This is a genomic window from Mycolicibacterium nivoides (genome assembly GCF_003855255.1).
Classification (GTDB): domain Bacteria; phylum Actinomycetota; class Actinomycetes; order Mycobacteriales; family Mycobacteriaceae; genus Mycobacterium; species Mycobacterium nivoides.
Genome location: NZ_CP034072.1, coordinates 2413712 through 2435644, shown reverse-complemented (window position 1 = coordinate 2435644; position 21933 = coordinate 2413712). Strand labels below are relative to the sequence as shown.

Below are 21933 nucleotides of genomic sequence, written 5' to 3'. Positions count from 1 at the left end.
GAGTTGACACGAAACGTTGGACCGGGCCCAGCCCACCGGTCCGAAACCACAAGTAGCGCTTCGCCAGTGGCGGCGCGCCCCGGCCGCAGCTTCGGCGCGGGCGGCTCCTCGCGGCCACTGGCCGGTCTGGCGACCGTGGTCGCCATAGGCCTGATCTTCGGCCTGGCGGTCGCGCTGTTCCGCGGCAGCTTCACCAAGACCGAGCCCGTCACCCTGATCTCCGACCGCGCCGGCCTGGTGATGAATCCGGACGCCAAGGTGAAGATGCGAGGGGTGCAGGTCGGCACCGTCAGCTCGATCGAGCAGCGTGCCGACGGCAAGGCCGTGCTGCACCTGGCGATGAACCCGTCACAGCTGCACCTGATCCCGGGCAACGTGCAGGCCGACATCGCCTCCACCACAGTCTTCGGCGCCAAGTACGTCCAACTCGTCGCGCCGGACAATCCCTCGCCCGAGAAGCTTCGGCCCGGCCAGACGCTTCAAGGCGATCATGTCACCGTGGAGATGAACACGGTCTTCCAACAGCTCACCAACGTGCTGAACAAGATCGACCCGGCCAAGCTCAACGAGACCCTGGGCGCGCTGTCCTCGGCCTTCTCCGGGCGCGGCGAAGCGATGGGGCAGTCGCTGTCCGACTTCGATGCGGTGCTGAAGAAGATCGAGCCCAGCCTGCCCAATCTGACCGGCGACATCGAGAGCATGGCCGCGGTGTCGCGGGCCTACGGTGACGCGGCACCGGACCTGCTCAAGACTGTCGACAACACCAACCGGCTGAGTGACAGCATCATTGACGAGCAGAAGAACCTCGACAACTTCCTGGTGAGCTCGATCGGCCTGGCCGACACCGGCAACGACGTCATCGGCGGCAACCGGCAGGCACTCAGCACCACGCTGAACCTGTTGGCGCCCACCACTGATCTGCTCAACGAGTACGCACCCGGAATCGAGTGCGGCCTCAAGGGCATGTTGTACCTCTACCACCAGCCGCCACAGCCGGACCCCGGTGTCGTGGTGAACGTGGCCTTCACGTTGGGGATCGAGCGCTACCGCTACCCGCAGAACCTGCCCAAGGTGGCAGCGAAGGGCGGTCCGCACTGCATGGGCTTGCCGTACATCGGATTTGGTAACAAGGCGAAGTACCTCGTCACCGACACCAACGCCAATCCGTTCAAGTATGGCAACCAGGGCATCCTGTTGAACTCGGACGGGCTCAAGCAGATCCTGTTCGGTCCGCTGGACGGCCCGCCACGTAACACCGCACAGATCGGACAACCGGGATGAAGCGCGGCAGAACCACATTCATCAAGTTCGCATCCTTCGCGGTGGTGATGGCCGTCCTCACGGCCTTCCTGTTCATGACGTTCTCGGAGTACCGCGGCGGCTCCTACTCGGGTTACTCGGCGGTCTTCGGCGACGCGTCACGCCTTGAGGCCGGAGACTCGGTGCGGGTTGCCGGGGTCCGGGTGGGAACCGTGAAACGTGTTTCGCTGCAACCGGATAAGTCGGTTAAGGTCGACTTCGACACTGATCGAAACGTCGCGCTGACCACCAGTACCAAGGTCGCGGTTCGCTATCTGAATCTGGTCGGGGACCGGTACCTGGAGCTGATCGACAGTCCCGGGTCGACGAAACTGCTGCCCGCCGGATCACAGATTCCCAAGGACCGCACCGCAAGTGCGCTCGACCTCGATCTGTTGCTCGGTGGCCTGCGCCCGGTGATCCAGGGGCTCAACCCCCAGGACGTCAATGCGCTGACATCCTCGCTGATTCAGATCTTCCAAGGGCAGGGCGACACCTTGGATTCACTGCTGAGCAAGACCTCGTCGTTCTCGAACACGCTGGCCAACAACGACCAGGTCATCCAGCAGTTGATCGACAACCTGAACTCGGTGGTCGGAACCCTGGCCAAGGACGGTAAGAAGTTCGACGGAACGGTCGACCGTCTCGAACAGTTGATCAGTGGCTTGTCTCAGGATCGTGATCCGCTGGGCACAGCGGTGACGCAGCTGGACAACGGAACGGCCTCGCTCGCAAGCCTGCTCACCGAGGCGCGGCCGCCGCTCAAGGGCACCGTCGACCAGCTCAACCGACTGGCCCCGCTGCTCGACGACCACCAGATCGTCCTGGATCGTGGTCTGCAGAAAGCCCCCGACAACTTCCGCAAGCTAGCGCGGCTGGGCTCGTACGGCAGCTGGATCATGTATTACATCTGCGGACTTGGTATCCGTGTCACCGATCTGCAGGGACGTACAGCGCACTTCCCGATGATCAAACAAGAAGGCGGGAGGTGCGCGGAGCCCTGATGCTTAAATACCGTGAATCAAACCTGATCAAGGCGGGTTTCATCGGTGTCGTACTGATGATGCTCATCATCGCCGTCGGGCTCCAGCCCGAACGGTTGCAGCAATGGGCCTCGTCGGTGCGCCATCAGGCACTGTTCAGCGAAGCCGGCGGTATCGCCACCGGCAACGACGTCACCTTGTCCGGAATCAAGATCGGTTCGGTCACCGAGGTGGCGCTGCAGAACGGCGATGCATTGGTCACCTTCACCACCGAGGGCAAGTACCCCCTGGGGTCGCTGACCACCGCGCACATCCGAACCGGCTCACTTCTGGGTGAGCGGGTGCTGACGTTGGAGTCCGATGGCGGAGGCACGCTGCGCACCACTGATGTGATCCCCACGTCGCGCACGTCGTCGCCGTACTCGCTGACCGACGCGGTCAGTGACCTCACCACCAACTCGGCGGGTACCGACACGGCGTCGCTGAATCAGTCCCTGGACACGCTTTCGGCGACGATCGATCAGGTCGCACCGAAGCTCGGGCCGACGTTCGACGGCCTCAGCCGGCTGTCGAAATCCATCAACGGCCGCAACGAGAGCCTGGCCAGCCTGCTCAAGAGCGCCAGCGACGTGACAGTGGTGCTGTCACAGCGCAGCAATCAGCTGAACACGTTGATCCTCAACGCTAATGATCTGCTCGGTGTGCTCAACGACCGGCGCCAGGCCATCGTCGATCTGCTGGCCAATACCGCGGCGGTCTCGCAGCAACTCAGCGGACTCGTCGCGGACAACGAGGCGCAGTTGGCTCCGACGCTCAAGCGACTCAACTCGGTGACCGCGATGCTGGAACGCAATCGCGACAACATCAGCAAGGCATTGCCGAACTTGAACAAGTTCCAGTTGTCCCAGGCGGAAACCCTGGCGAACGGCGCGTACTACAACGCCTATGTCCCGAACCTGCAGCCCGCCCAGTTGCTGCAGCCGTTCTTCGACTACGCGTTCGGGTTCCGGCGCGGGACGAACGCCGGCCAACCACCGGACAATGCCGGCCCACGCGCCGAACTGCCGCTGCCCTACAACGGAATTCCCGGAGGTTCACGCTGATGAACCGCAGTCGTCTCGGCAAGTGGCTGGCGGTGGCGTTGGTGGCGCTGCTCGTCGTCGGCGCGGCAGTGCTGCTGCGTCAGACCTTCTTCGGGCAGAAGACCATCTCCGCGTTGTTCACCTCAGCCACCGGCGTCTACCCGGGCGACGACGTCCGGGTGTCCGGGGTCAAGGTCGGCACCATCGAGTCGATCAAGCCGGAGGGCACCCAAACGCGGGTGACGCTCAAGATCGACCACGACGTGCCGATCCCCGCGGACGCGAAAGCCGTGATCGTGGCCCAGAACCTGGTGGCCGCGCGCTATGTCCAGCTCGCGCCCGCCTACCGGTCGAGTGGCCCGACGCTGCCCGACAACGCGGTGATCGGCTTGGACCACACCGCCGTTCCGGTGGAGTGGGACCAGGTCAAGGAACAGCTGATGCGGCTGTCCACCGACCTGGGACCGCAAAGCGGTGTCGACGGGACGTCGGTGTCCCGGTTCATCAACAGCACGGCCGACGCGATGGCCGGCAACGGTGACAAACTGCGCCAGACGATTTCGCAGTTGTCCGGCGTTGCCCGCGTGCTGGCCGAGGGCAGCGGCAACATCGTCGACATCATCAAGAACCTGCAGACCTTCGTCACCGCGTTGCGGGACAGCAACCAGCAGGTGGTGTCGTTCCAGAACCGGTTGGCCACCCTGACCAGCGTGGTCGACGGCAGCCGATCCGACCTCGACGCGGCGCTCACGAACCTGTCGGTGGCGGTCGTCGAGGTGCAGCGGTTCGTCGCGGGATCCCGCGATCAGACCTCCGAGCAGGTGCAGCGGCTGGCCAATGTCACCCAGAACCTCGTCGACAACAAGATGAACATCGAGAATCTGCTCCACGTCGCGCCCAACGCGTTCATGAACGGCTACAACATCTACAACCCGGACTCGGGTAGCGCCGTCGGTCAGTTCGTGATGAACAACTTCTCCAACCCGGTCGAGTTCATCTGCGGTGCCATCGGTGCCGTCGAGAACACCACCGCACCCGAGACCGCGAAACTCTGCTCGCAGTACCTCGGGCCGGCGCTGCGGCTGATCAACTTCAACTACCTGCCGTTCCCGATCTCGCCGTACCTGATGCCGTCGGCCAGCCCCGAGCAGCTCGAGTACTCCGAGCCGGGTCTGGAACCCGGTGGCAGCGGTGGATCGCCCGTGGCGCCCGAGATTCCGCCGTCGATCTCGGCCTATAACCCTGGCCCCGAGCCGCCTCCGCCATTCACCGGCCGGGAGCCCGGAGTGCCGCCACCAGGGGCCCAGCAGCTGTTGCCGGGTGGCGAGTTCTACCCGCCCAACATGCCGAACACGGTGTCGGACATGCTCAATCCGACTGCCGGGCAACCCGGGCCGCCTCCGGGTCCAGCGCCCGGTCCACTGGCCGCCGAAGCCCCGGCGCCCGGAGCTCCGTCACCAGCAGAAGGGACGCCACCAGCATGATCAGGGGAAAGCCGGTACGACTGGCGATCGCCGTCGGATCCTGCGTTGCGCTGACCGCCAGCGGGTGCGCCTTCCAAGGCGTCAACTCACTGCCCCTGCCCGGGGCGGTGGGACGGGGTGCGGACTCCAGCGTGTACCACGTCGAGATCGCGAATGTGGCTACGCTGGAACCGAATTCGCCGGTGATGATGAACGACGTCGTCGTCGGCAGCGTGCGCAGCCTGTCGGTGAGGGATTGGCACGCCGACGTCGAGTTCTCGGTACAGCCGGACGTCGTGGTGCCGGCGAACGCGGTGGCCAGCGTCGGGCAGACCAGCCTTCTGGGTTCGATGCACCTGGCGCTCAATCCGCCGGCGGGTCAGGCTCCCAACGGGAAACTCCCACCGGGAGCCACGATTCAGCTCAACAACTCGTCGACGTATCCGACGACGGAGCAGACGCTGTCCTCACTGGCCGCGGTGGTGAACGGCGGCGGTCTCGGGCAGATGGGCGACATCATCCACAACTTCAGTGCCGCGATCAACGGTCGCGAAACTGATTTTCGTGACCTTCTCACCCGGCTGGACACGTTCGTCGGCGCACTTGATGCCCAGCGCGACAACATCGTCGCGTCCATCGAGGGCCTGAACCGCCTGGCGTCGACCTTCGCCGGGCAACGCGACGTCATCACCCGCGCGCTGGAGAAGATTCCGCCGGCGCTCGACGTACTGATCAAGGAGCGGCCGAGATTCACCACCGCACTGCAGAAGCTGGGCACCTTCAGCGCGACCGCCAACCAGTTCGTCAACGATTCGCAGGCCGATCTCGTCAGGAACCTGAAAAACCTGGAGCCCGCGCTGAAGGCGTTGGCCAACATCGGGCCGGACCTGACCTCGGTGCTCGAGTATGCCCCGCATTTCCCGTTCACCCAGAGCTTCATGGACCGGGTGATCCGAGGTGACTACTACAACCTGTTCGCGTACTTCGACCTCACCATCCCGCACCTGAAGCGCAGCTTGATGATGGGGACCCGGTGGGAAGACGGAAACGCTCAGAACGTCCCGGTGCCCGGCGATCCGGGTTATCTGAACTACACCTACGACCCGCTCAAGACCGGGGTCAACCCACCGCCGCCGGACGCGTTCCCGCCGGCTCCGGACGCAGCGCCCGCACCGGGTCTCCCGGCTCCCACCTATTCGGGTCCGGTGTTGCCTGTGGTACCGCCGGCGCCGCTGACCATGCCCGGGGGGATGCCCCAGCCGGTGGCCCCGTCCAGCGGGTCGACGTCGATCTTCGCGGGACCGTATGCACCTCAAGGTGATTCAGCGGACCAGCCGCCGGCACCTACTGCACCTACTCCACCGACAGGGGGTGGCGGATAAATGCTCACCCGCTTCATCCGGACTCAGCTGATCCTGTTCACCGTCGCCTCGGTGGTCGGTGTGGCCGTCATGTTGTTCGCTTATATGCAACTGCCGACGCTGCTCGGGATCGGTCGTATCACCGTGAAGATGGAACTGCCGGCGACCGGAGGTCTGTACCAGTTCAGCAACGTCACCTATCGCGGGTCCCAGATCGGCAAGGTCACTTCGGTGGAGCTGACCGAAAAGGGCGCCGAGGCGACGCTGTCCCTGGACCGCTCTCCGAAGGTGCCTGCGGACCTGGCAGCCGAGGTCCGGAGCATGTCAGCGGTCGGCGAGCAGTACGTCGAGCTGTTGCCGCGCACCAACTCGGGGCCCTACCTGGACAACGGCTCGGTGATCGCGGTGTCGAATACCAAGATTCCGCAGCAGGTCGGCCCGATGCTGGATCAGCTCAGCGCACTGGTGGACACCATCCCGAAGGACAAGCTGAGCCAGCTGCTGGACGAGTCCTACAACGCGTTCAACGGCACCGGCTACGACTTCGGCTCGCTGCTCGACTCGGCATCGACGATCACCAGGGAGTCCAACGCCGTTTCCGACCAGACGCGTGCGCTGATCGACGACTCCAAGCCGTTCCTCGATGCGCAAGCCCAGACCACCGATTCGATCAAGACCTGGGCGGCGAGCTTGGCCGGCATCACCGGGCAGGCGGCCGACAACGATCCCGAGATCCGCTCGCTGCTGCGCAACGGTCCGGGTTTCGCCCAGGAGACCACCAAGCTGCTCGAGCAGATCAAGCCGACCTTGCCGATCCTGTTGGCGAATCTGACCACGTTCGGCCAGATCGCCGTCACCTACAACCCGTCGATCGAGCAGCTGTTGGTGTTGTTGCCGCCGTACGTCGCTCAGCTGCAGACCTACGCGCCGACCAACAATACGAGCGGCCTGCCGATGGCTGACTTCTCGCTCGGCCTGGGTGATCCGCCGACCTGCACGGTGGGGTTCCTGCCGCCGTCGGCATGGCGCTCCCCGGCCGATACCACCGTGATCGACACGCCGGACAACATCTACTGCAAGTTGCCGCAGGATTCCCCGATCGGTGTCCGCGGCGCGCGGAACTACCCGTGCATGGGGCATCCGGGCAAGCGCGCTCCCACGGTCGAATTGTGTAACGACCCCAAGGGATTCCAGCCGATCGCCCAGCGCCAGCACGCACTCGGCCCGTATCCGCTCGACCCCAGCCTGATCGCCCAGGGCGTGCCCCCGGACACCCGGGTACTACCGGACGAGAAGATCTTCGGGCCGCTCGGCGGCACCCCGCTGCCGCCGGGGGTGACAGCTCCGCCGCCAGGGGCGGCACCCGAACAGCAACCGGCGCCGAACTTCGCCGGCACGGGTCCGGGGCCGTTGCTCCCGGGCCAGCCGATGTACCTGGAGCCTCCGGTGCCCGGTGTACCGCCGCCACCCCCAGGCGATCCCAACGCGGTTCCGGTGCCTGCGGTGGACCAGCCGCAGGCAACCGAGGTTCCGCCCGTCCCGCATGGGCAAGGGGTTTTTCCGGATGCTCCTGAGCTTCCGATGCCCGCGCAGCCCGGTGTGGCGCCGAGCGCGTTCAACGGCGGGGGCGGCCAAGGGCCGTCGGTGGCTATCGCCAAGTACAACCCGCGCACGGGGGAGTACATGGGCAGTGACGGCAATCTATACAAGCAGACGGATCTGGTGTCCACGCCCAAGACGTGGCAGGACCTGATGCCGACCTAGCGCGATACGAAAAGAACTGGCCCCGGGCAATCGTCCGGGGCCAGTCCTTTTGTCTCTCTTCGGTTTTCGGCTAGGCAGGCCGCATGTAGAACGGCATCCGGACGGTTGGCCACTGATTGCGCCCGCACGAGCCGCTGGGGCCGATGGTCACGTCCTCGCCGGTGTATTCGCTTGAGGCGAGGTCCACGTGGCCGTCGAAGCCCACCGGGTAGATCTTGTACACCTGCATACCCTCGACCGGGGTGCCGTCGGCGCAGAAACGCCAGTTGGGGACGACACGCTTGATGTACCAGAGGCCATTCGTTGTGTAGATCGGTGCGGACCAGCCCGCGTCGCTGGTCACCGTGCCGTTGCATTCGGTGGGCGAGATGCACTGGGTCGAGATGGTCCAGTTGCTACGTACCGATGGCTGGTTCTCGTAGCGGTCGTTGATCTTGGCCCATTCGCCGTTGGACGATGTGGCAAAGGTGCCGTTGATACCCCACTGCTCGCCGGCGGTGGCGGGGGCGGCGGCGCTCAGGCCGACAACTGCCGCAGCGGCGATCGCCACCGCACCAGCGCTTACCCGGGAGACTGACATGAACGCTCCTTCTGGCCGACCTGACGAGGCGGTAGCCATGTTCTCAGTTTCGGAGAATATCACTATCAATGTCTGGTCCACGATCGATTCGGCGAGGCCATCCCATCATGTTGCCGGCCTGGGGACCAGCGGCGCGTCGTTCGTAGTAATATTCTCCAAAACTGAGAGTTTAATTTCCAGCTATGCGAAAGTAGCAACGTGCGTGTGACGGTGATGGCGACCGCTTCAATGATTGTCGCCGGGATGCTGGCTGCTCCGCAGGCAAACGCGGGACCGCAGACATGTAATGACGCTTTCTGCACGCCGGGTATCAACCCGAACGCGGTACTCGGCGCTCCGTGCGACAACACCTCCTACTACGTGTTCGGGGTCGACGCGCGCAACGGATGGGGACGCCTGGTGTTCTGCGGCTCGCCGCGGCGTTATGAGCCGCGGTGGTTCCGGTCGCCACCCATGGTGGGGATCCGCGACGAGAACAGCCTGTGCATCAATGAGCTGGATTCGGTGGCCCAGGCCCCGGACGGGTTGTTCCTGAGCTGTGTTCCGATGAACGGCGAGCAGCGCTGGCTCCGCGGCGACGCCTGATCCGACCGCCTGAGTCAAATGTTTGAAAATGCCTGAGGGCGACGCGAATCGCGTCACCCTCAGGCATTTTGACGTTTAGGTTGTGGAACCGAGGCCTACCAGTTCCGGATCGAGCACAGTGCGCCCTTGGGGCCGCTGCTGGTCTTCACCACCACACCGTCGACTGCCAGCTTGCAGTTGAACCCGGGGGTCGGAAAGTTGGGCGACTCACCGCTCTGCACGAGGACCATGGCCCACAGATCGGGATCGGCGAGCATGGCATCGAATACCCATGGCTTGTCCGGCGCGATGTCCACGTCGGCCCGCGGGCTGAATTCGTACGGATTGTGGCTGTAGTCCGAGAACTGCACGGGATCGGTGTCGCGGTAGTAGATGTGCGCCCAGTACGGCGCATCAGCGGTCACGGTGTACTGCACGTGGTGCAGGGGCGGACCGACCGGTTCCGGATCATCGGCGAATGCCGGTGCGGCCGTGGCGATTGCGACGGCCGCCAGGGTGGCGGCCGTCGCGATGGTCAGGGCTCGGCTCGTCGGGTAGCGCATCGATCACATCCTCGTCAGGCTGAACGGGTAGGTGAAGGAGCCGCCGGGAGCGCCGTCGCAGCCGGCATCGAAGGTGGAGACCATCTCGCCTGTGAGTGTGTTCGCGTCCCACGTGTAGACGTCGTGGGTCGGGATGGTCGGCCCGTAGTAGATGTCCCCGCACCGCAGGCCGTAGAACTCATCGATCGTCAAGGTGTAGCGACCGTCGACCAGCCTCGCGTCACCACGGTTGGAGACCGCCTTGGCGACCGGCTGCGGGATGGTCATGATGGTGACGCAGTCCTTCTGCCTGAAGTCGGATCCGGGTTCGCGGCACGGCGTGATCGCCGACCACAACCACGTGTGGAAGTCCCTGCGGTCCGGCATGTTGAGGCTGTAGTTGCCGAAAAACATGGCCTGCGACGGTGGTGCCATTGCGATTGCTGTCCCCAACCCGAGCGCGGCGCTCATCGCCACACGGATCAAGCTGGACTTCACAGGCACACCTCCACGGATCGGCACTGGTCGGCTGACTATAGAACGAGATCAGGCTTCACCGTGCCGAAACCGGAATCTCGTCTTCGCCAGTGAGATTGTGATTCTCGCAATCGGAGAATAGCAAATACGGCGGAGACGAGATACGCGGATTCGTCTGTCTGGCGATCGCGTCAGCGCACCGGCTTGAACGTGATGTGCAGATCGGTCAGGCCGCGCAGGATGAACGTCGGCTCGTAGTTGTAGCGACGATCGTCGGCGGGCCCGTGGAACTCCTCGTCGATGCCGATCTCAGCCATCCGGTCCAGGATCCGCTCCAGCGACACCCGGCCCTCGACGCGGGCCAGTGGGCCGCCCGGGCAGCTGTGCACACCGCGGCCGAATGCGATGTGCTCGCGGACGTTCTTGCGATCCAGGCTGAAGGTGTGCGGATCTTCGAAGCGGACCGGGTCGCGGTTCACCGCGCCGGGGCACACCATGAGCGTGGTGCCGGCAGGCACGTCGACATCACCGAGCTTGGTGTCCTTCTTGGCCAACCGGAACTGGCTCTTGACCGGTGCGTCCATCCGCAGGGCTTCCTCGACGAAGGTCGGGATGCGGCTGCGGTCGTCGCGCAGGGCCTGCTGAATGTCCGGACGGTCGCCGAGCACCCGCAGCGACGCGGAGAGCAGCTTGGTGGTGGTCTCCTGGCCGGCGGCGAAGAGGAAGGTCGCGGATCGAACCACCTCGATGACGGGCGGTACGGAACCGTCCGGGTAGTTCGCCGTGGCGAGCGCCGTCAGCACATCGTCGCGGGGTTCTTTCCGGCGGTCCTCCAGGTAGCTGATGAACTTCTCGTCGAGCCATTCCAACGGATTGCTGGAAACGAGGTCGCCGTCGAGGGAGCCGACCTGAGCACCCGGCCGGGGCGCGCCCAGCACCGTCCGGAACTCCTCGTGGTCTTCTTCCGGTACGCCCAGCATGTCGGCGATCACCAGGAGCGAGAAGGGCTTCGCGTAGGCGCTGAGGAACTCACACTTGCCGTCGGCGATGAAATCGTCGAGGCACTGATCTGCCAGCCGCCACATGAAGTCTTCGTTCTCCTTCAACCGGCGCGGTGTCAGCAGCCGATTGAGCAGGGAACGGGCGTTGGTGTGGTCAGGAGGGTCCATCGTCACCATGTGCTCGAACATCGGCATCTGGGGCCGGTGCTCCGCAATCTGCTCGGTGATGTCCGAACCTTCGGGGGTGAACGGCAGCGGCGGGAACGGGCCGGCCACGGCGATGCACGACGAGAACAGCTCGGTGTCCTTGAGGACAGTGGTGGCTTCTTCGAACCCGGTGATCGCCAGGACGCCGTAGTTCGGTTCCTTCACGACCGGACACTTGCTGCGCAGGTGATCGAAGTACGGGTGCGGGTCGGGAACCAGCGATTGGTCGGTGAAGTAGTCGACTGTGTCGTAGTTGGTCGTGCCGGAATCGCTCATGATGTGCGCTGCCTCCCGAAATCGATATGCGCTGCGGTGGTTTCGCGACGGGCTGCACCGCGCGAAGAATTATCGAAAATTGCTGAGCACCTGCTTAGCATGGCGGTAGAGTCGGGGTCAAGATCGCGTGGCTGTGCTGAAGTTACGATCAGCCAGACGTTGTCGGGGGCAAGTCGTGAGGAGGATCGGGTATGGCATCGGCGCGAAGGATCGGGGCGCCCGACGCGAAGAACCGGATCGTGCTGCTCGACGCTGCCGAGGCGCTGATGATCGAGGAGGGGTACGTCGCGGTCACGTCTCGCCGGGTGGCCGAGCGGGCCGGTCTCAAGCCCCAGCTGGTGCACTACTACTTCCGCACCATGGACGACCTGTTCCTGGCGGTGTTCGTGCGGCGGGCCGAGGAGGGGCTGGCTGCGCAGGCCGAGGCTCTGAACTCGCCGCAGCCGCTGTGGGCGCTGTGGCGGTTCGGCACCGACCCGAGCGCTACGCGCTTGACGATGGAGATGACGGGGCTTGCCAACCACCGACCGGCGCTGCGGGCCGAGATCGGCCGCTACGCGGAAATGTTCCGCGAGGCGGAAACCAAGGCGATCGACGGCGCATTGCAGCGGTACGGCGTCGAAGCGTCCGAGGTGCCGCCGATCGTGTGGACATTCATCGCGGCCAGTGTGTCGCGGGTGATGGTCATGGAGCAGGCGCTCGGAATGACGGCAGGTCACGCCGAGGTGCTGAAGTTCTGCGAGGACTGGCTGCGACGTCTGGAAGGTGAACCGCAGCCGCTGGAACTGCCGGCCTGAAGCCTGTCCCTGTGTGAGGCGTGAACGTCCCCCGAACCGATGGTTGCGGGGGACATTCACCTCTGGCCGCCAACGGGACTAGAGCGAGAGGATCGTTGCCGAGGCTGTGCCTGGCGCGCCGTAGACCTGAGCCAGGCCGACTCGGGGATTGCCCGGCACCTGGCGCTCGCCTGCCTCGCCGCGCAGCTGTCTGACCAGCTCGTGCATCTGACGAAGGCCCGATGCCCCGATGGGCTCGCCGTTGGCGATCAGACCGCCGTCGGTGTTGACCGGGATCGACCCGCCGATCTCCGTGGCGCCGTCGGCCAGCAGCTTCTCCTGCTCGCCATCGGCACACAACCCGGTCTCGGCCATGTGGATCACCTCGGCGCCGGCATCGGTGTCCTGCAACTGGGCGATGTCCACGTCCTCGGGGCCGATGCCCGCGGCCTCATAGGCGGCCTTGGCTGCGTAGACCGTCGGTGAGGGATCCTCATCGAGCGGCGCCGAGGTGCCGTGCACCTCGTAAGCGCCGAACGTCCGGGTCCGGATCTCGCTGGCCCGTACGTACACCGGTTTGTCGGTGTATTTGTGTGCGATGTCCGCCCGGCACATGATCACCGCGGCCGCGCCCTCGTCGGGTGCGCAGAACATGTACTGCCGCAGCGGGTAGTTCAGCACCGGGGAGGCCATGATCTCCTCGACCGAGATCTCCTTGCGCCGGAACGCATTCGGATTCTTCTCACCGTTGCGGAAGTTCTTGTTGGCCACCCGCGCCAGCGTCTCCTCGGAGATGTTGTGTTTGTGGATGTAATGGTTGGCCTTCATCCCGAAGAACTTGGTGGTGACGAACTGGCCGTTCTCGGCATACCACTGCGGCAGAGCGAGTTTGGCCGGGTCGTCGGTGAACGCACCGCGCGGGTGCTTGTCCAGGCCGATCGCGATGCCGATGTCGTACTTGCCCAGCCGGATCGTGTCGGCGGTCTGCTGGATCGCGCTGGCCGCGGTGGCGCATGCGTTGAACACGTTGGTGAACGTGATGCCGGTCAGCCCGACCAGCCTGGTGACCGCGTCGGGATTCGACACCTCATAGCTGCCGCCGAACCCGAACTGGATGTCCTTCCACTCCAGGCCCGCATCCTCGAGCGCGAATTGGATTGCCTCGGCGCCCATTTGCATCGCGGTTTTGTCGAATCGGCCGAACGGGTGCAGGCCGACGCCGATGATGGCTACATCATTCGCGGAGTTGCTCATGTTGCGCGGCCTCTCTAGACGGGCGCCAGAGCCTTCTGAGTTGACACGTCGCTGACGATAACTGGAAATGCAATTCTCGTCTAGTGAGAACCGGCTCTCGGTACGCTCGCTGGGGCAGTTGAGACGGTATGGACAGATGGAGGCGGCGTGAGCGAGGTTCTACCGGGGGAGGTCCGTCAGATCGGGTACGTGGTCACCGATCTGGACGAGGCGATAGGGGGCTGGCTGAAGATGGGCGTCGGCCCGTGGTTCGTGATCCGCGACCTGCCGCAGCGGGTGACCTACCGCGGCGCGCCCTGCGAGGTGAAACTGTCCCTGGCGCTGTCCAACAGCGGCGACCTCCAGGTCGAGTTGATCCAGCAACTCGACGACACTCCCAGCATCTTCACCGAGTTCCTCGACGGCTCCGGCGCGGGAGGCTTTCACCAACTTGCCTACTGGGCGGAGGATTTCGATGCGGCGATGGCCAAGCTCGGCGAGGCGGGCTGGCCCCAGGTGTGGTCGGGCGGGGAACGGGAGGGAGTGCGTTTCGCCTACTTCGAACCGCCGGCGGGTGCCTCGATCGTCGAGATCATGGAGCTGACCGAGGCCTCGGCCGGTATGGCCGCGTATGTGCGCGCGCAGGCCGCCGGCTGGGACGGCGGCGATCCGGTCCGGGAGCTGGGCGGCGGCTGACGACAGCCCAGCGGCACCGGTGGGCTTATTTGCCCTTGTTCATCACCTTGTCCGCGGCGGCCCAGTGCTCGTCGGAGCACCACAGCCGGGCGAAGGCCGCGACCGCCTCGGTGGTCGAAACCCCATTGATCACCCGCTTGACCTCGCCGGCCTGACGCCGGGCCAGAAGCTGCGCCGTGGACCGCCAGGTCTCGGCGAACTCGGCCCGGGGGACGACCTGGTCGATCAGACCGACCTGTTCGGCCTCGCGTGCACCGAGGAGGCGACCGGTTCCGGCCAGTAGCAGCGCCCGGCTGCGGCCAACCAGGGTGGCCAGCCGTTCGGCCCCGCCCCACGCGGGCATGATCGCCAGGGCGACCTGGTTGAACCCGATCTTGATGTCATCGGCGGCGATGCGGATGTCTGCCGCCACGGCGACCTCGGCCCCGCCGCCCAGGGCGTGGCCGTTGAGCGCTGCGACGACCGGTCCGTCGAAACCCGCGATCCGGTCGCAGATCGTGCGCATCCGCCAAGCCATCTCGGACGCCTCGAGTTCGGTGCGCAGTGCTGCCAGTTCCTTGAGGTCGCCCCCGGAGACGAAGGCGCGGTCGCCGCCGCCGGTGATCACCAGGGCGGACGCGCCGGCGGCGCCGTCCAGGGCCTTGTTCAGCGCATCCATGGTGTCCAGCGAGATGGCGTTGCGCGCCTGCGGGCGGTCGATCGTGATGACCGCCAGTTCGCCGTCGATTTCGAGGTCGACCATCAAACGTTCTCCAGTTCCGGGATTGGCATTCTCGTTTGATGAGAATAACATCACCGTTGTGCGCGACATCCCCGTTGAGCTGACCAAACGGTACGTCGAAGAAGGCTGGTGGCGGCCTGAAACCCTGGGCCAGATGTTGGCCGACGGTTTGGCCGCCAGCCCTGATGCCGGGTTCTACGTGCACTCCGCGACCCGTCCGTACCAGGGCACCTTCGGCGAGGTCGAGCGCACCGCGCGGCGCCTGGCCGCCGGGCTTCGCGATCGCGGGGTCGGACCCGGCGACGTCGTGGCCCTGCAACTGCCGAACTGGATGGAGGCCGCGGCCGCGTTCTGGGCCTCGGCATTCCTCGGAGCCGTGACGGTGCCGATCGTGCACTTCTACGGACGCAAGGAACTCGGCCACATCATGGCCACGGCGAGGCCGAAGGTGTTCATCACCACCGAGCAATTCGGCCGGATGAAGTTCGAGCCCGATCTGTGTGCCGATGTCCCGATCGTGGGTCTGGTCGGTGCCGACGAGGGTCCGCGCGAGGAGCCTCGGCACAGCTCGTTCACCGATCTCCTCGCCGACGAGCCGATGAGCGGCACCCTGACCGCGGATCCGGCGGCGCCGGCCCTGATCGCCTTCACCTCCGGTACCACCCGCGAGCCCAAAGGTGTTGTCCACAGCCATCAGACGCTGGGCTTCGAAACCCGCCAGTTGCTGGAGAACTACCCACCGGACCGGGGTCGTCAGCTCACCGCCACACCCGTCGGCCACTTCATCGGCATGCTCGGCGCGTTCCTGATCCCGGTGCTGGAGGGTGCCCCGATCGACCTGTGCGACGTCTGGGATCCGGGCAAGGTGCTGGAGTTGATCGAGCGTGACGAACTGTCGATCGGTGGCGGGCCACCGTATTTCGTCACCAGCCTGATGGACCATCCGCAGTTCAGCGAACGTCATCTGGCCCGGTTCACCACTGTCGGTCTGGGCGGCTCGACCGTGCCAGCAGCCGTCACCCGGCGACTGGCCGATCTGGGCCTGTTCGTCTTCCGTTCCTACGGCAGCACCGAACATCCGTCGATCACCGGATCCGGTGCAGGCGCGCCCGAGGCCAAGCGTCTGTACACCGACGGCAATGTGCGTCCGGGCGTGGAGATCCGGCTCGGGCCGGACGGAGAGATCTACAGCCGTGGACCGGATCTGTGCCTCGGCTATACCGACGATGCCCTCACCGCAAAGCATTTCGACTCCGACGGCTGGTATCGAACGGGCGACATCGGAGTGCTCGATGACGACGGGTACCTGACCATCACCGACCGGACCACCGACCTCATCATCCGGGGCGGCGAGAACATCAGCGCGCTGGAGGTGGAGGAGGTGCTGCTCGGCCTGCCCGATGTGATCGAGGCGATCGTGGTGGCCGCACCGGACGCGCGGCTGGGCGAGAGGGTGGCCGCGGTTCTTCGGGTGCGCGATGGCGGCACGATGCCCACCCTCGATCAGGTGCGGGCGCATTTCGAGTCATGCGGGGTGGCCAGGCAGAAATGGCCGGAAGAGCTACATCAGGCCGAAGAGTTTCCCCGCACGGCCAGCGGCAAGGTTCAGAAGTTCGTCATCCGTCAGGAGATTGCTGCAATCGCCCGGTGAGCAGCCCTCGGGCCGGGCTGGGCATTGCGGCAGGTATCAAGTGAGAATATGATTCTCTCGAATTGCAAAGGAGTTTTCCATGGGACAACTGTCGCATAGGGTCGACATTCCGTTTCCGCTGTTCGACGCGGACAACCACCTCTACGAGCCGCCGGAGGCGATGACCAAGTACCTCCCCAAGGAGTACAAGGACATCGTCCAGTACGTCGAGGTCAACGGCCGCACCAAGATCGCGATTGACGGCCACATCAGCAACTACATCCCGAACCCCACGTTCTCGCATGTCGCCAAGCCGGGTGCCTGGGAGGAGTACTTCAAGTTCGGCAACCCGGACGGCAAGAGCAAGCGCGAGCTGTTCGGTGAGCCGATGCGGTCCATCCCTGCGTTCTTCGAGCCGGAGCCGCGTCTGGAGCTGATGAACGAACTCGGCGTCGACCGCAGCCTGATGTTCCCGACGCTGGCCAGCCTCATCGAGGAGCGACTACGCGACAATCCGGTCGCCATCCACGTCATCGTCCACTCGCTCAACCAGTGGCTGGATGAGGTCTGGGGCTTCAACTACCAGAACCGCATCTTCACCACCCCTGTCATCACCCTGCCGATCGTCGAGAAGGCGATCGAAGAGCTGGAGTGGGCGGTCAAGCGAGGCGCCCGCGCCATCCTGATCCGCCCGGCCCCGGTGCCCGGCTTCCGTGGCCCGCGCTCGTTCGCGCTGCCCGAGTTCGACCCCTTCTGGGAGCGCTGCGTCGAGTACGACCTGTTCGTCGGCATGCACTCCTCCGACAGCGGCTACTCCCGCTACACCTCGGAATGGGACGGCACAGTGCAGGAGATGCTGCCGTTCCAGACCAACGCCATGTCGATCCTCAACGAGTGGCGCCCGATCCAGGATGCGGTGGCCTCCTGGGTGATCCACGGTGCGCTGTTCCGCCATCCGAAGCTCAAGGTGGGCATCGTCGAAGCCGGCTCGAAGTGGATGTTCCCGCTTCTGGATTCCATGGCCGAGGTGTACAAGAAGGCGCCAGAAGCGTTCCTGGGCAACCCGATCGAGGAGATCAAGAACCGCATCTACGTCAGCCCGTTCTACGAAGAGGGCATCGACGACCTGATCAACCTGATCGGTGTGGACCAGGTGCTCTACGGCTCCGACTGGCCGCACCCGGAGGGCCTGGCCGAACCGACCCACTACGTGACCGCGCTCGAGCACCTGGCCGTCGAGGACCAGGCCAAGATCATGGGCGGCAACTTGGGCCGCCTGGTCACGCTCTGAGGGGCCGATCACATCAATCAGTGGCAGACCATCCCCGAGATGGTCTTGAGTGCAGCGGACCGTTTCGGTGACACGGAGGCGGTCGTCGACTATGGCGACAATCCGGCCGGGGCCGACGGTCCGCTGCGTCTGACCTTCACCCAACTCGCCGAGCGCATCCGCAAAGCCTCGGGTGCGTTCGCCGAGTTCGGCGTGGACAAGGGGGACCGGGTTGCGGTTTGGGCTCCCAATTCAGCCGGGTGGGTCATCGCCGCATTCGGGATCATGGCCGCCGGCGGCGTCCTGGTCCCGGTCAACACGCGGTTCAAGGCCGAAGAGGCCGCCGACGTGGTGGTGCGCAGCGGCGCCAAGGCGGTGATGATCCAAAACGGTTTCCTCGGGCAGGATTTCACGTTCGCCGAGACCGATCTCGATGTTCCGACCATCGATCTCAAGTCGGATTTCCTGAGTAGTGGAAGTCCGTTCACCCGCGATGTGGAGCCCTCCGACATCGCCGATGTCATCTTCACCTCGGGCACCACGGGCAGGCCCAAGGGCGCGATGATGAACCATCGCCAGACGCTGCGGGCCTACGAGGAGTGGGCCACCCTGGCGGATCTGCGCGAAGGCGATCGCTACCTGATGATCAACCCGTACTTCCACACCTTCGGGTTGAAGGCGGGGTTGGTGGCGTCCTTCCTGCGCGGTGCGACGATGCTGCCGGTGGCGGTGTTCGACGTCGACGATGTGGTGGAACTGATTGAGCGCGAACGCGTCACGATGCTGCCGGGCCCGCCCACCCTCTACCACTCATTGCTGGCTGTCGCAGACCGTGACCGGCTGGCGACGCTGCGGGCAGGGGTGACTGGTGCCGCTGACATCCCGGTGGAACTGGTGCGTCGCATCCGCGAGGAGTTGCCGTTCCAGACGTTGATGACCGGTTACGGCCTCACGGAGGCGGGCAACGTCACGCTGTCACGGCCAGGTGACTCGGCTGAGGATGTGGCCACCACCGCCGGGATGCCGTGCGCGGGGATCGACGTACGCATCGCCGACGACACCGAGGTGCTGGTGCGCGGCTACAACGTGATGCAGGGCTACCTGGACGATCCGGCGGCCACTGCCGAGGCGATCGACGCCGACGGCTGGCTGCACACCGGAGATCTCGGCGAGTTCACCGAGTCCGGCAGGCTACGGATCGTCGGACGCAAGAAAGACATGTTCATCGTCGGAGGCTTCAATGCCTACCCGGCCGAGATCGAGGGATTCCTGCTCGAGCATCCGGCGATTGCACAGGCTGCCGTCATCGGTGTCGCCGACGAGCGGATGGGCCAGGTCGGCAAGGCGTTCGTGGTGCTGCGGGACGACCCCGGTGCCGCGCCGATCGCGGCCGAGGAATTGATCGGCTGGAGCCGCGAGCGCATGGCTGGCTACAAGGTGCCCCGGTATGTCGAGTTTCTCGACGAACTGCCACTCAATGCCACCGGCAAGGTGATGAAGAACGAGCTTGAGGCGCGGGTTGCGGCGAGTCCGGGCTAAGTGCGCGCACAGCGCGTAAACATCATTTCCGCAGGTAAATGGTCATTTATGCGCCTGCTATCGATGATGTACTCTCGGGTCACTACCGCAAACTGATAACGTAATTCTCGTTAAGCAGGCTGCTGAACGGACAGGAGGTCGGCATGCCGTCCCGCAAGCCTTCGTCGCCGGTACTCGATACTAGCGAAGATGACGCGTCACCGAGCGACGCACTGAAGTTGGCCGAACAGGCCGAAGCCGAGGCCGCAGAGGCCGAGGCCGTGGCGGCCGCCGCGCGGGCAAGAGCCCGCGCCATTCGGCTGCGTAATGAGGCTGCCGCCGACAAGGACGACGTGGACGCGACCGTGGCCGAAGATGTGGCCGACGAGGTGCCGGCCACCGAGCCTGCCGACACCCCCGGTCTCGATGAGGCCGGCACCCCTGAGATCACCGAGACCACCGGCGTCGACACAGAGGCGGAGGCTGTTGAGGCCGAGCCGCTGGAGGAAGCGGAGCCGAAGGTCGACGTAGAGGCCGGCGCGGGAGAGGGCAGGTCGGCCCGCCGCCTGCCGCGGGTACGGGTTTCGCGTCTGTTCTGGAAGGTCCTCGCGAGCTGCCTGACACTCATCGTCATCGCCGCGTTGCTCGGCGTCAGCGGCTGGATGATCTGGCACCACCGGCAGGCCGAGCATCGCCAGCAGATGGCGGCCGAATACACCGCGGCGGCCCGCCAAACCGTCGTGACCCTCATGTCCCTGGACTTCAACCACGCCCAAGATGCCGTCAAGAACATCCTCGACAACTCGACGGGCGAGTTCCGGGAGGACTTCGAGGCGCAGTCGAAGGACTTCGTCAAGCTGGCCCAGGACGCAAAGGTGGTGACCGAGGCGAACGTGACCGCCGCCGCCGTCGACACCATGAGCGACAACAACGCTGTCGTCCTGGTCGCCGTCAACACTCAGGTCACCAACACCACCGGTGCCAACAAGCAACCGCGTCCATGGCGGGTGGCCGTCGACATGGTCCGCGAAGGTGACCAGATCAAGCTGTCGAAAGTCGAGTTCGTGCCGTGACCCTGGACCAGGACATCAAAGAGACCGAGAACGACGCCGAGACGACCGTCGAGCCGGAAGACACCGCTGATGCCGGCGAGGAGCAGGTCGCAGCCGAGGCTGATCCGGCCGACAGCGACGTGGCTGTCGCCGAGCCGGCCCGCGGGTGGCGGCAGACGCTGACCAGGCTGTGGTTCCCGCTGGCTCTGGTGGTGGCGCTGATCGCGTCCGCGGCCCTGGCCGGGTGGCTGTACTTCGCGCAGTTCCGCGTCGACCAGCAGACCGGTGAGGCGGCGTCGGCGACGGTGCTCAAGGCTGCCAGCGAAGGCACGACGGCCCTGCTCACCTACGCACCGGACAGTCTCGACCGAGATTTCTCCGCGGCCAAGTCGCACCTGACCGGAGATTTCCTGTCGTACTACACCCAGTTCACGCAGGAGATCGTCGCCCCCGCTGCCAAGCAGAAGTCGGTCAAGACCACGGCAGCAGTCGTGCGCTCGGCCGTCTCCGAGATCCATCCGGATTCAGCGGTGGTGCTGGTGTTCGTCAACCAGGCCACCACCAGCGCCGAGAATCCGAACGGGAGCTTCGCGGCGAGCGCGGTCAAGGTCGGGATGAACAAGATCGACGGCAACTGGTTGATCTCGTCGTTCGACCCGGTGTAGCAGCGCCTCCAGCCGAACGCGCGTCAGTCCTGAGCGTGCCGTTCGTACGCCCACCGCTCCAGCCACGTCTGGAGTTCGTGTACCGCCAACGCGGTGACCAGTGCGCTGATCACGACGAGGCAGAGCAGTACCGCACTCATGGCAGGCACCCGGCGTTGTCGTTGTGGTGCCGCCCCCCGAGCGAGCCGGGGCGGTGCGGTGCGCCTGGGCCTGCGTAGTGCGTTACCTGCCTTGGGGTGGCCCCCTCGGGCGAGTCCAGGACGGACCTCTTGACGGCCCGGCAGCGGTCGCGCTCAGCGACACACCAGGAGTCGGACCAGCCTTCGAGCAGGTCACCGCTCCGAACCAGCCGGTGCAGGGCGGGATGGGTGAACGCGGGTACAGGTCGGCCGTCGATCAAGGTCATCGCCTCGTGCTGAGCGAGCGCCTCGTGCCAGTCGACCTTCACCTCGGGCGCCAGGCTGACGTACTGGTGTCGCACGACCAGCAGGGTGTCGGCCCCCAGCGGTCGCAATCGCCACAGCGCGGATCGCAGCGAGGACACCGCCTTGTGGGGCGGGCTGTCCGGCCACAGCAGGTCGCAGACCCAGCTGCGGTGCAGCTCGCGGCGCTTCACCGCAGCCAATGCCACCAACCGGCGACATGACGGCGGTAGCACCAACGGCTCCATGTCGCGGTAGACGGCGAACTCGCCGAGGAGGTTCAGCGTGAATTGCTTGGACACACGCTCATCCTCGAGCCTGGCTGCGGCCCTGACATCAGTAGTGCACTAC

At 65.2% G+C, this 21933-nt stretch carries 21 protein-coding genes; 14 read left to right on the top strand and 7 right to left on the bottom strand.

The annotated features are described in order from the left end of the window. Positions 1–3 precede the first annotated feature (3 nt). Genes EH231_RS11475 through EH231_RS11450 form a run of 6 tightly spaced genes read left to right on the top strand, consistent with a single transcriptional unit; the run spans position 4 to position 7952 of the window. Positions 4–1281 (top strand): MCE family protein, encoded by a 1278-nt coding sequence (locus tag EH231_RS11475; protein WP_164480853.1) that lies wholly within the window; start codon positions 4–6, stop codon positions 1279–1281. Continuing rightward, complete coding sequence (locus tag EH231_RS11470; protein WP_090435259.1) at positions 1278–2303, top strand: MCE family protein; 1026 nt, start codon at positions 1278–1280, stop codon at positions 2301–2303. Before EH231_RS11475 ends, EH231_RS11470 begins: the two co-directional genes overlap by 4 nt. Further along, on the top strand, positions 2303–3385 hold the full coding sequence (locus EH231_RS11465; protein ID WP_090435357.1) for an MCE family protein: 1083 nt from the start codon (positions 2303–2305) through the stop codon (positions 3383–3385). The genes EH231_RS11470 and EH231_RS11465 overlap by 1 nt, the downstream gene beginning before the upstream one ends. Beyond that, a complete protein-coding gene (locus tag EH231_RS11460) occupies positions 3385–4848 on the top strand; it encodes an MCE family protein (RefSeq protein WP_124712454.1) in 1464 nt (487 codons plus the stop codon). Before EH231_RS11465 ends, EH231_RS11460 begins: the two co-directional genes overlap by 1 nt. Continuing rightward, positions 4845–6209, top strand: a complete 1365-nt coding sequence (locus tag EH231_RS11455; RefSeq protein ID WP_124712453.1) for an MCE family protein — start codon at positions 4845–4847, stop codon at positions 6207–6209. Before EH231_RS11460 ends, EH231_RS11455 begins: the two co-directional genes overlap by 4 nt. Next, positions 6210–7952, top strand: coding sequence for an MCE family protein (locus tag EH231_RS11450; protein ID WP_090435267.1), 1743 nt, complete (start codon positions 6210–6212; stop codon positions 7950–7952). A 70-nt stretch (positions 7953–8022) separates the two neighbouring features. Here the strand turns inward: EH231_RS11450 and EH231_RS11445 are convergent, their stop codons facing one another. Further along, positions 8023–8532, bottom strand: coding sequence for an Rv2253/PknI dimerization domain-containing protein (locus EH231_RS11445; RefSeq protein WP_090435270.1), 510 nt, complete (start codon positions 8530–8532; stop codon positions 8023–8025). A gap of 213 nt (positions 8533–8745) precedes the next feature. Here EH231_RS11445 and EH231_RS11440 point away from each other — a divergent pair, with 213 nt between their 5' ends. Continuing rightward, positions 8746–9117, top strand: coding sequence for a hypothetical protein (locus EH231_RS11440; RefSeq protein WP_234927227.1), 372 nt, complete (start codon positions 8746–8748; stop codon positions 9115–9117). A gap of 95 nt (positions 9118–9212) precedes the next feature. Here the strand turns inward: EH231_RS11440 and EH231_RS11435 are convergent, their stop codons facing one another. The 3 genes from EH231_RS11435 to EH231_RS11425 form a co-directional block, all read right to left on the bottom strand. Next, positions 9213–9659, bottom strand: coding sequence for an Rv2576c family protein (locus EH231_RS11435; RefSeq protein ID WP_124712452.1), 447 nt, complete (start codon positions 9657–9659; stop codon positions 9213–9215). Between the two features lie 3 nt (positions 9660–9662). Then, positions 9663–10136: a hypothetical protein gene (locus EH231_RS11430; protein ID WP_124712451.1), complete on the bottom strand. Its 474-nt coding sequence runs from the start codon at positions 10134–10136 to the stop codon at positions 9663–9665. Between the two features lie 170 nt (positions 10137–10306). Further along, positions 10307–11599: a cytochrome P450 gene (locus EH231_RS11425; RefSeq protein WP_124712450.1), complete on the bottom strand. Its 1293-nt coding sequence runs from the start codon at positions 11597–11599 to the stop codon at positions 10307–10309. A 191-nt stretch (positions 11600–11790) separates the two neighbouring features. Between EH231_RS11425 and EH231_RS11420 the strand changes: the two genes are divergently transcribed. Next, the gene (locus EH231_RS11420; protein ID WP_090435284.1) at positions 11791–12396 is read left to right on the top strand and encodes a TetR/AcrR family transcriptional regulator; all 606 of its coding nucleotides are present in this window, start codon (positions 11791–11793) and stop codon (positions 12394–12396) included. A gap of 78 nt (positions 12397–12474) precedes the next feature. Here the strand turns inward: EH231_RS11420 and EH231_RS11415 are convergent, their stop codons facing one another. Continuing rightward, a complete protein-coding gene (locus EH231_RS11415; protein WP_090435286.1) occupies positions 12475–13629 on the bottom strand; it encodes a thiolase family protein in 1155 nt (384 codons plus the stop codon). Between the two features lie 147 nt (positions 13630–13776). Here EH231_RS11415 and EH231_RS11410 point away from each other — a divergent pair, with 147 nt between their 5' ends. Then, on the top strand, positions 13777–14304 hold the full coding sequence (locus EH231_RS11410) for a VOC family protein (protein WP_124712449.1): 528 nt from the start codon (positions 13777–13779) through the stop codon (positions 14302–14304). 25 nt (positions 14305–14329) lie between these two features. Here the strand turns inward: EH231_RS11410 and EH231_RS11405 are convergent, their stop codons facing one another. Then, the gene (locus EH231_RS11405) at positions 14330–15046 is read right to left on the bottom strand and encodes an enoyl-CoA hydratase/isomerase family protein (RefSeq protein ID WP_124712448.1); all 717 of its coding nucleotides are present in this window, start codon (positions 15044–15046) and stop codon (positions 14330–14332) included. 58 nt (positions 15047–15104) lie between these two features. Here EH231_RS11405 and EH231_RS11400 point away from each other — a divergent pair, with 58 nt between their 5' ends. The 5 genes from EH231_RS11400 to EH231_RS11380 all read left to right on the top strand — a co-directional run bounded on the left by EH231_RS11400 (position 15105) and on the right by EH231_RS11380 (position 21160). Continuing rightward, a complete protein-coding gene (locus EH231_RS11400) occupies positions 15105–16676 on the top strand; it encodes an AMP-binding protein (protein ID WP_090432023.1) in 1572 nt (523 codons plus the stop codon). Between the two features lie 79 nt (positions 16677–16755). After that, complete coding sequence (locus tag EH231_RS11395; RefSeq protein ID WP_090432022.1) at positions 16756–17946, top strand: amidohydrolase family protein; 1191 nt, start codon at positions 16756–16758, stop codon at positions 17944–17946. Between the two features lie 39 nt (positions 17947–17985). Continuing rightward, the gene (locus EH231_RS11390) at positions 17986–19464 is read left to right on the top strand and encodes a FadD3 family acyl-CoA ligase (RefSeq protein WP_241177928.1); all 1479 of its coding nucleotides are present in this window, start codon (positions 17986–17988) and stop codon (positions 19462–19464) included. A 143-nt stretch (positions 19465–19607) separates the two neighbouring features. Next, positions 19608–20516: an Rv1363c family protein gene (locus tag EH231_RS11385; RefSeq protein ID WP_124712446.1), complete on the top strand. Its 909-nt coding sequence runs from the start codon at positions 19608–19610 to the stop codon at positions 20514–20516. Further along, the gene (locus EH231_RS11380) at positions 20513–21160 is read left to right on the top strand and encodes a twin-arginine translocation pathway signal (RefSeq protein ID WP_090432016.1); all 648 of its coding nucleotides are present in this window, start codon (positions 20513–20515) and stop codon (positions 21158–21160) included. Before EH231_RS11385 ends, EH231_RS11380 begins: the two co-directional genes overlap by 4 nt. 136 nt (positions 21161–21296) lie before the next feature. Here the strand turns inward: EH231_RS11380 and EH231_RS11375 are convergent, their stop codons facing one another. Then, a complete protein-coding gene (locus EH231_RS11375; protein WP_090432015.1) occupies positions 21297–21884 on the bottom strand; it encodes an AfsR/SARP family transcriptional regulator in 588 nt (195 codons plus the stop codon). Positions 21885–21933 lie beyond the last annotated feature (49 nt).

Coding starts and splice junctions, on each gene's coding strand:
- EH231_RS11470 (WP_090435259.1), top strand. CDS start 1,278: ATGAAGCGCGGCAGAACCACATTCATCAAGTTCGCATCCTTCGCGGTG.
- EH231_RS11465 (WP_090435357.1), top strand. CDS start 2,303: ATGCTTAAATACCGTGAATCAAACCTGATCAAGGCGGGTTTCATCGGT.
- EH231_RS11460 (WP_124712454.1), top strand. CDS start 3,385: ATGAACCGCAGTCGTCTCGGCAAGTGGCTGGCGGTGGCGTTGGTGGCG.
- EH231_RS11455 (WP_124712453.1), top strand. CDS start 4,845: ATGATCAGGGGAAAGCCGGTACGACTGGCGATCGCCGTCGGATCCTGC.
- EH231_RS11450 (WP_090435267.1), top strand. CDS start 6,210: ATGCTCACCCGCTTCATCCGGACTCAGCTGATCCTGTTCACCGTCGCC.
- EH231_RS11445 (WP_090435270.1), bottom strand. CDS start 8,532: ATGTCAGTCTCCCGGGTAAGCGCTGGTGCGGTGGCGATCGCCGCTGCG.
- EH231_RS11440 (WP_234927227.1), top strand. CDS start 8,746: ATGGCGACCGCTTCAATGATTGTCGCCGGGATGCTGGCTGCTCCGCAG.
- EH231_RS11435 (WP_124712452.1), bottom strand. CDS start 9,659: ATGCGCTACCCGACGAGCCGAGCCCTGACCATCGCGACGGCCGCCACC.
- EH231_RS11425 (WP_124712450.1), bottom strand. CDS start 11,599: ATGAGCGATTCCGGCACGACCAACTACGACACAGTCGACTACTTCACC.
- EH231_RS11420 (WP_090435284.1), top strand. CDS start 11,791: ATGGCATCGGCGCGAAGGATCGGGGCGCCCGACGCGAAGAACCGGATC.
- EH231_RS11415 (WP_090435286.1), bottom strand. CDS start 13,629: ATGAGCAACTCCGCGAATGATGTAGCCATCATCGGCGTCGGCCTGCAC.
- EH231_RS11405 (WP_124712448.1), bottom strand. CDS start 15,046: ATGGTCGACCTCGAAATCGACGGCGAACTGGCGGTCATCACGATCGAC.
- EH231_RS11395 (WP_090432022.1), top strand. CDS start 16,756: ATGGGACAACTGTCGCATAGGGTCGACATTCCGTTTCCGCTGTTCGAC.
- EH231_RS11390 (WP_241177928.1), top strand. CDS start 17,986: ATGGTCTTGAGTGCAGCGGACCGTTTCGGTGACACGGAGGCGGTCGTC.
- EH231_RS11385 (WP_124712446.1), top strand. CDS start 19,608: ATGCCGTCCCGCAAGCCTTCGTCGCCGGTACTCGATACTAGCGAAGAT.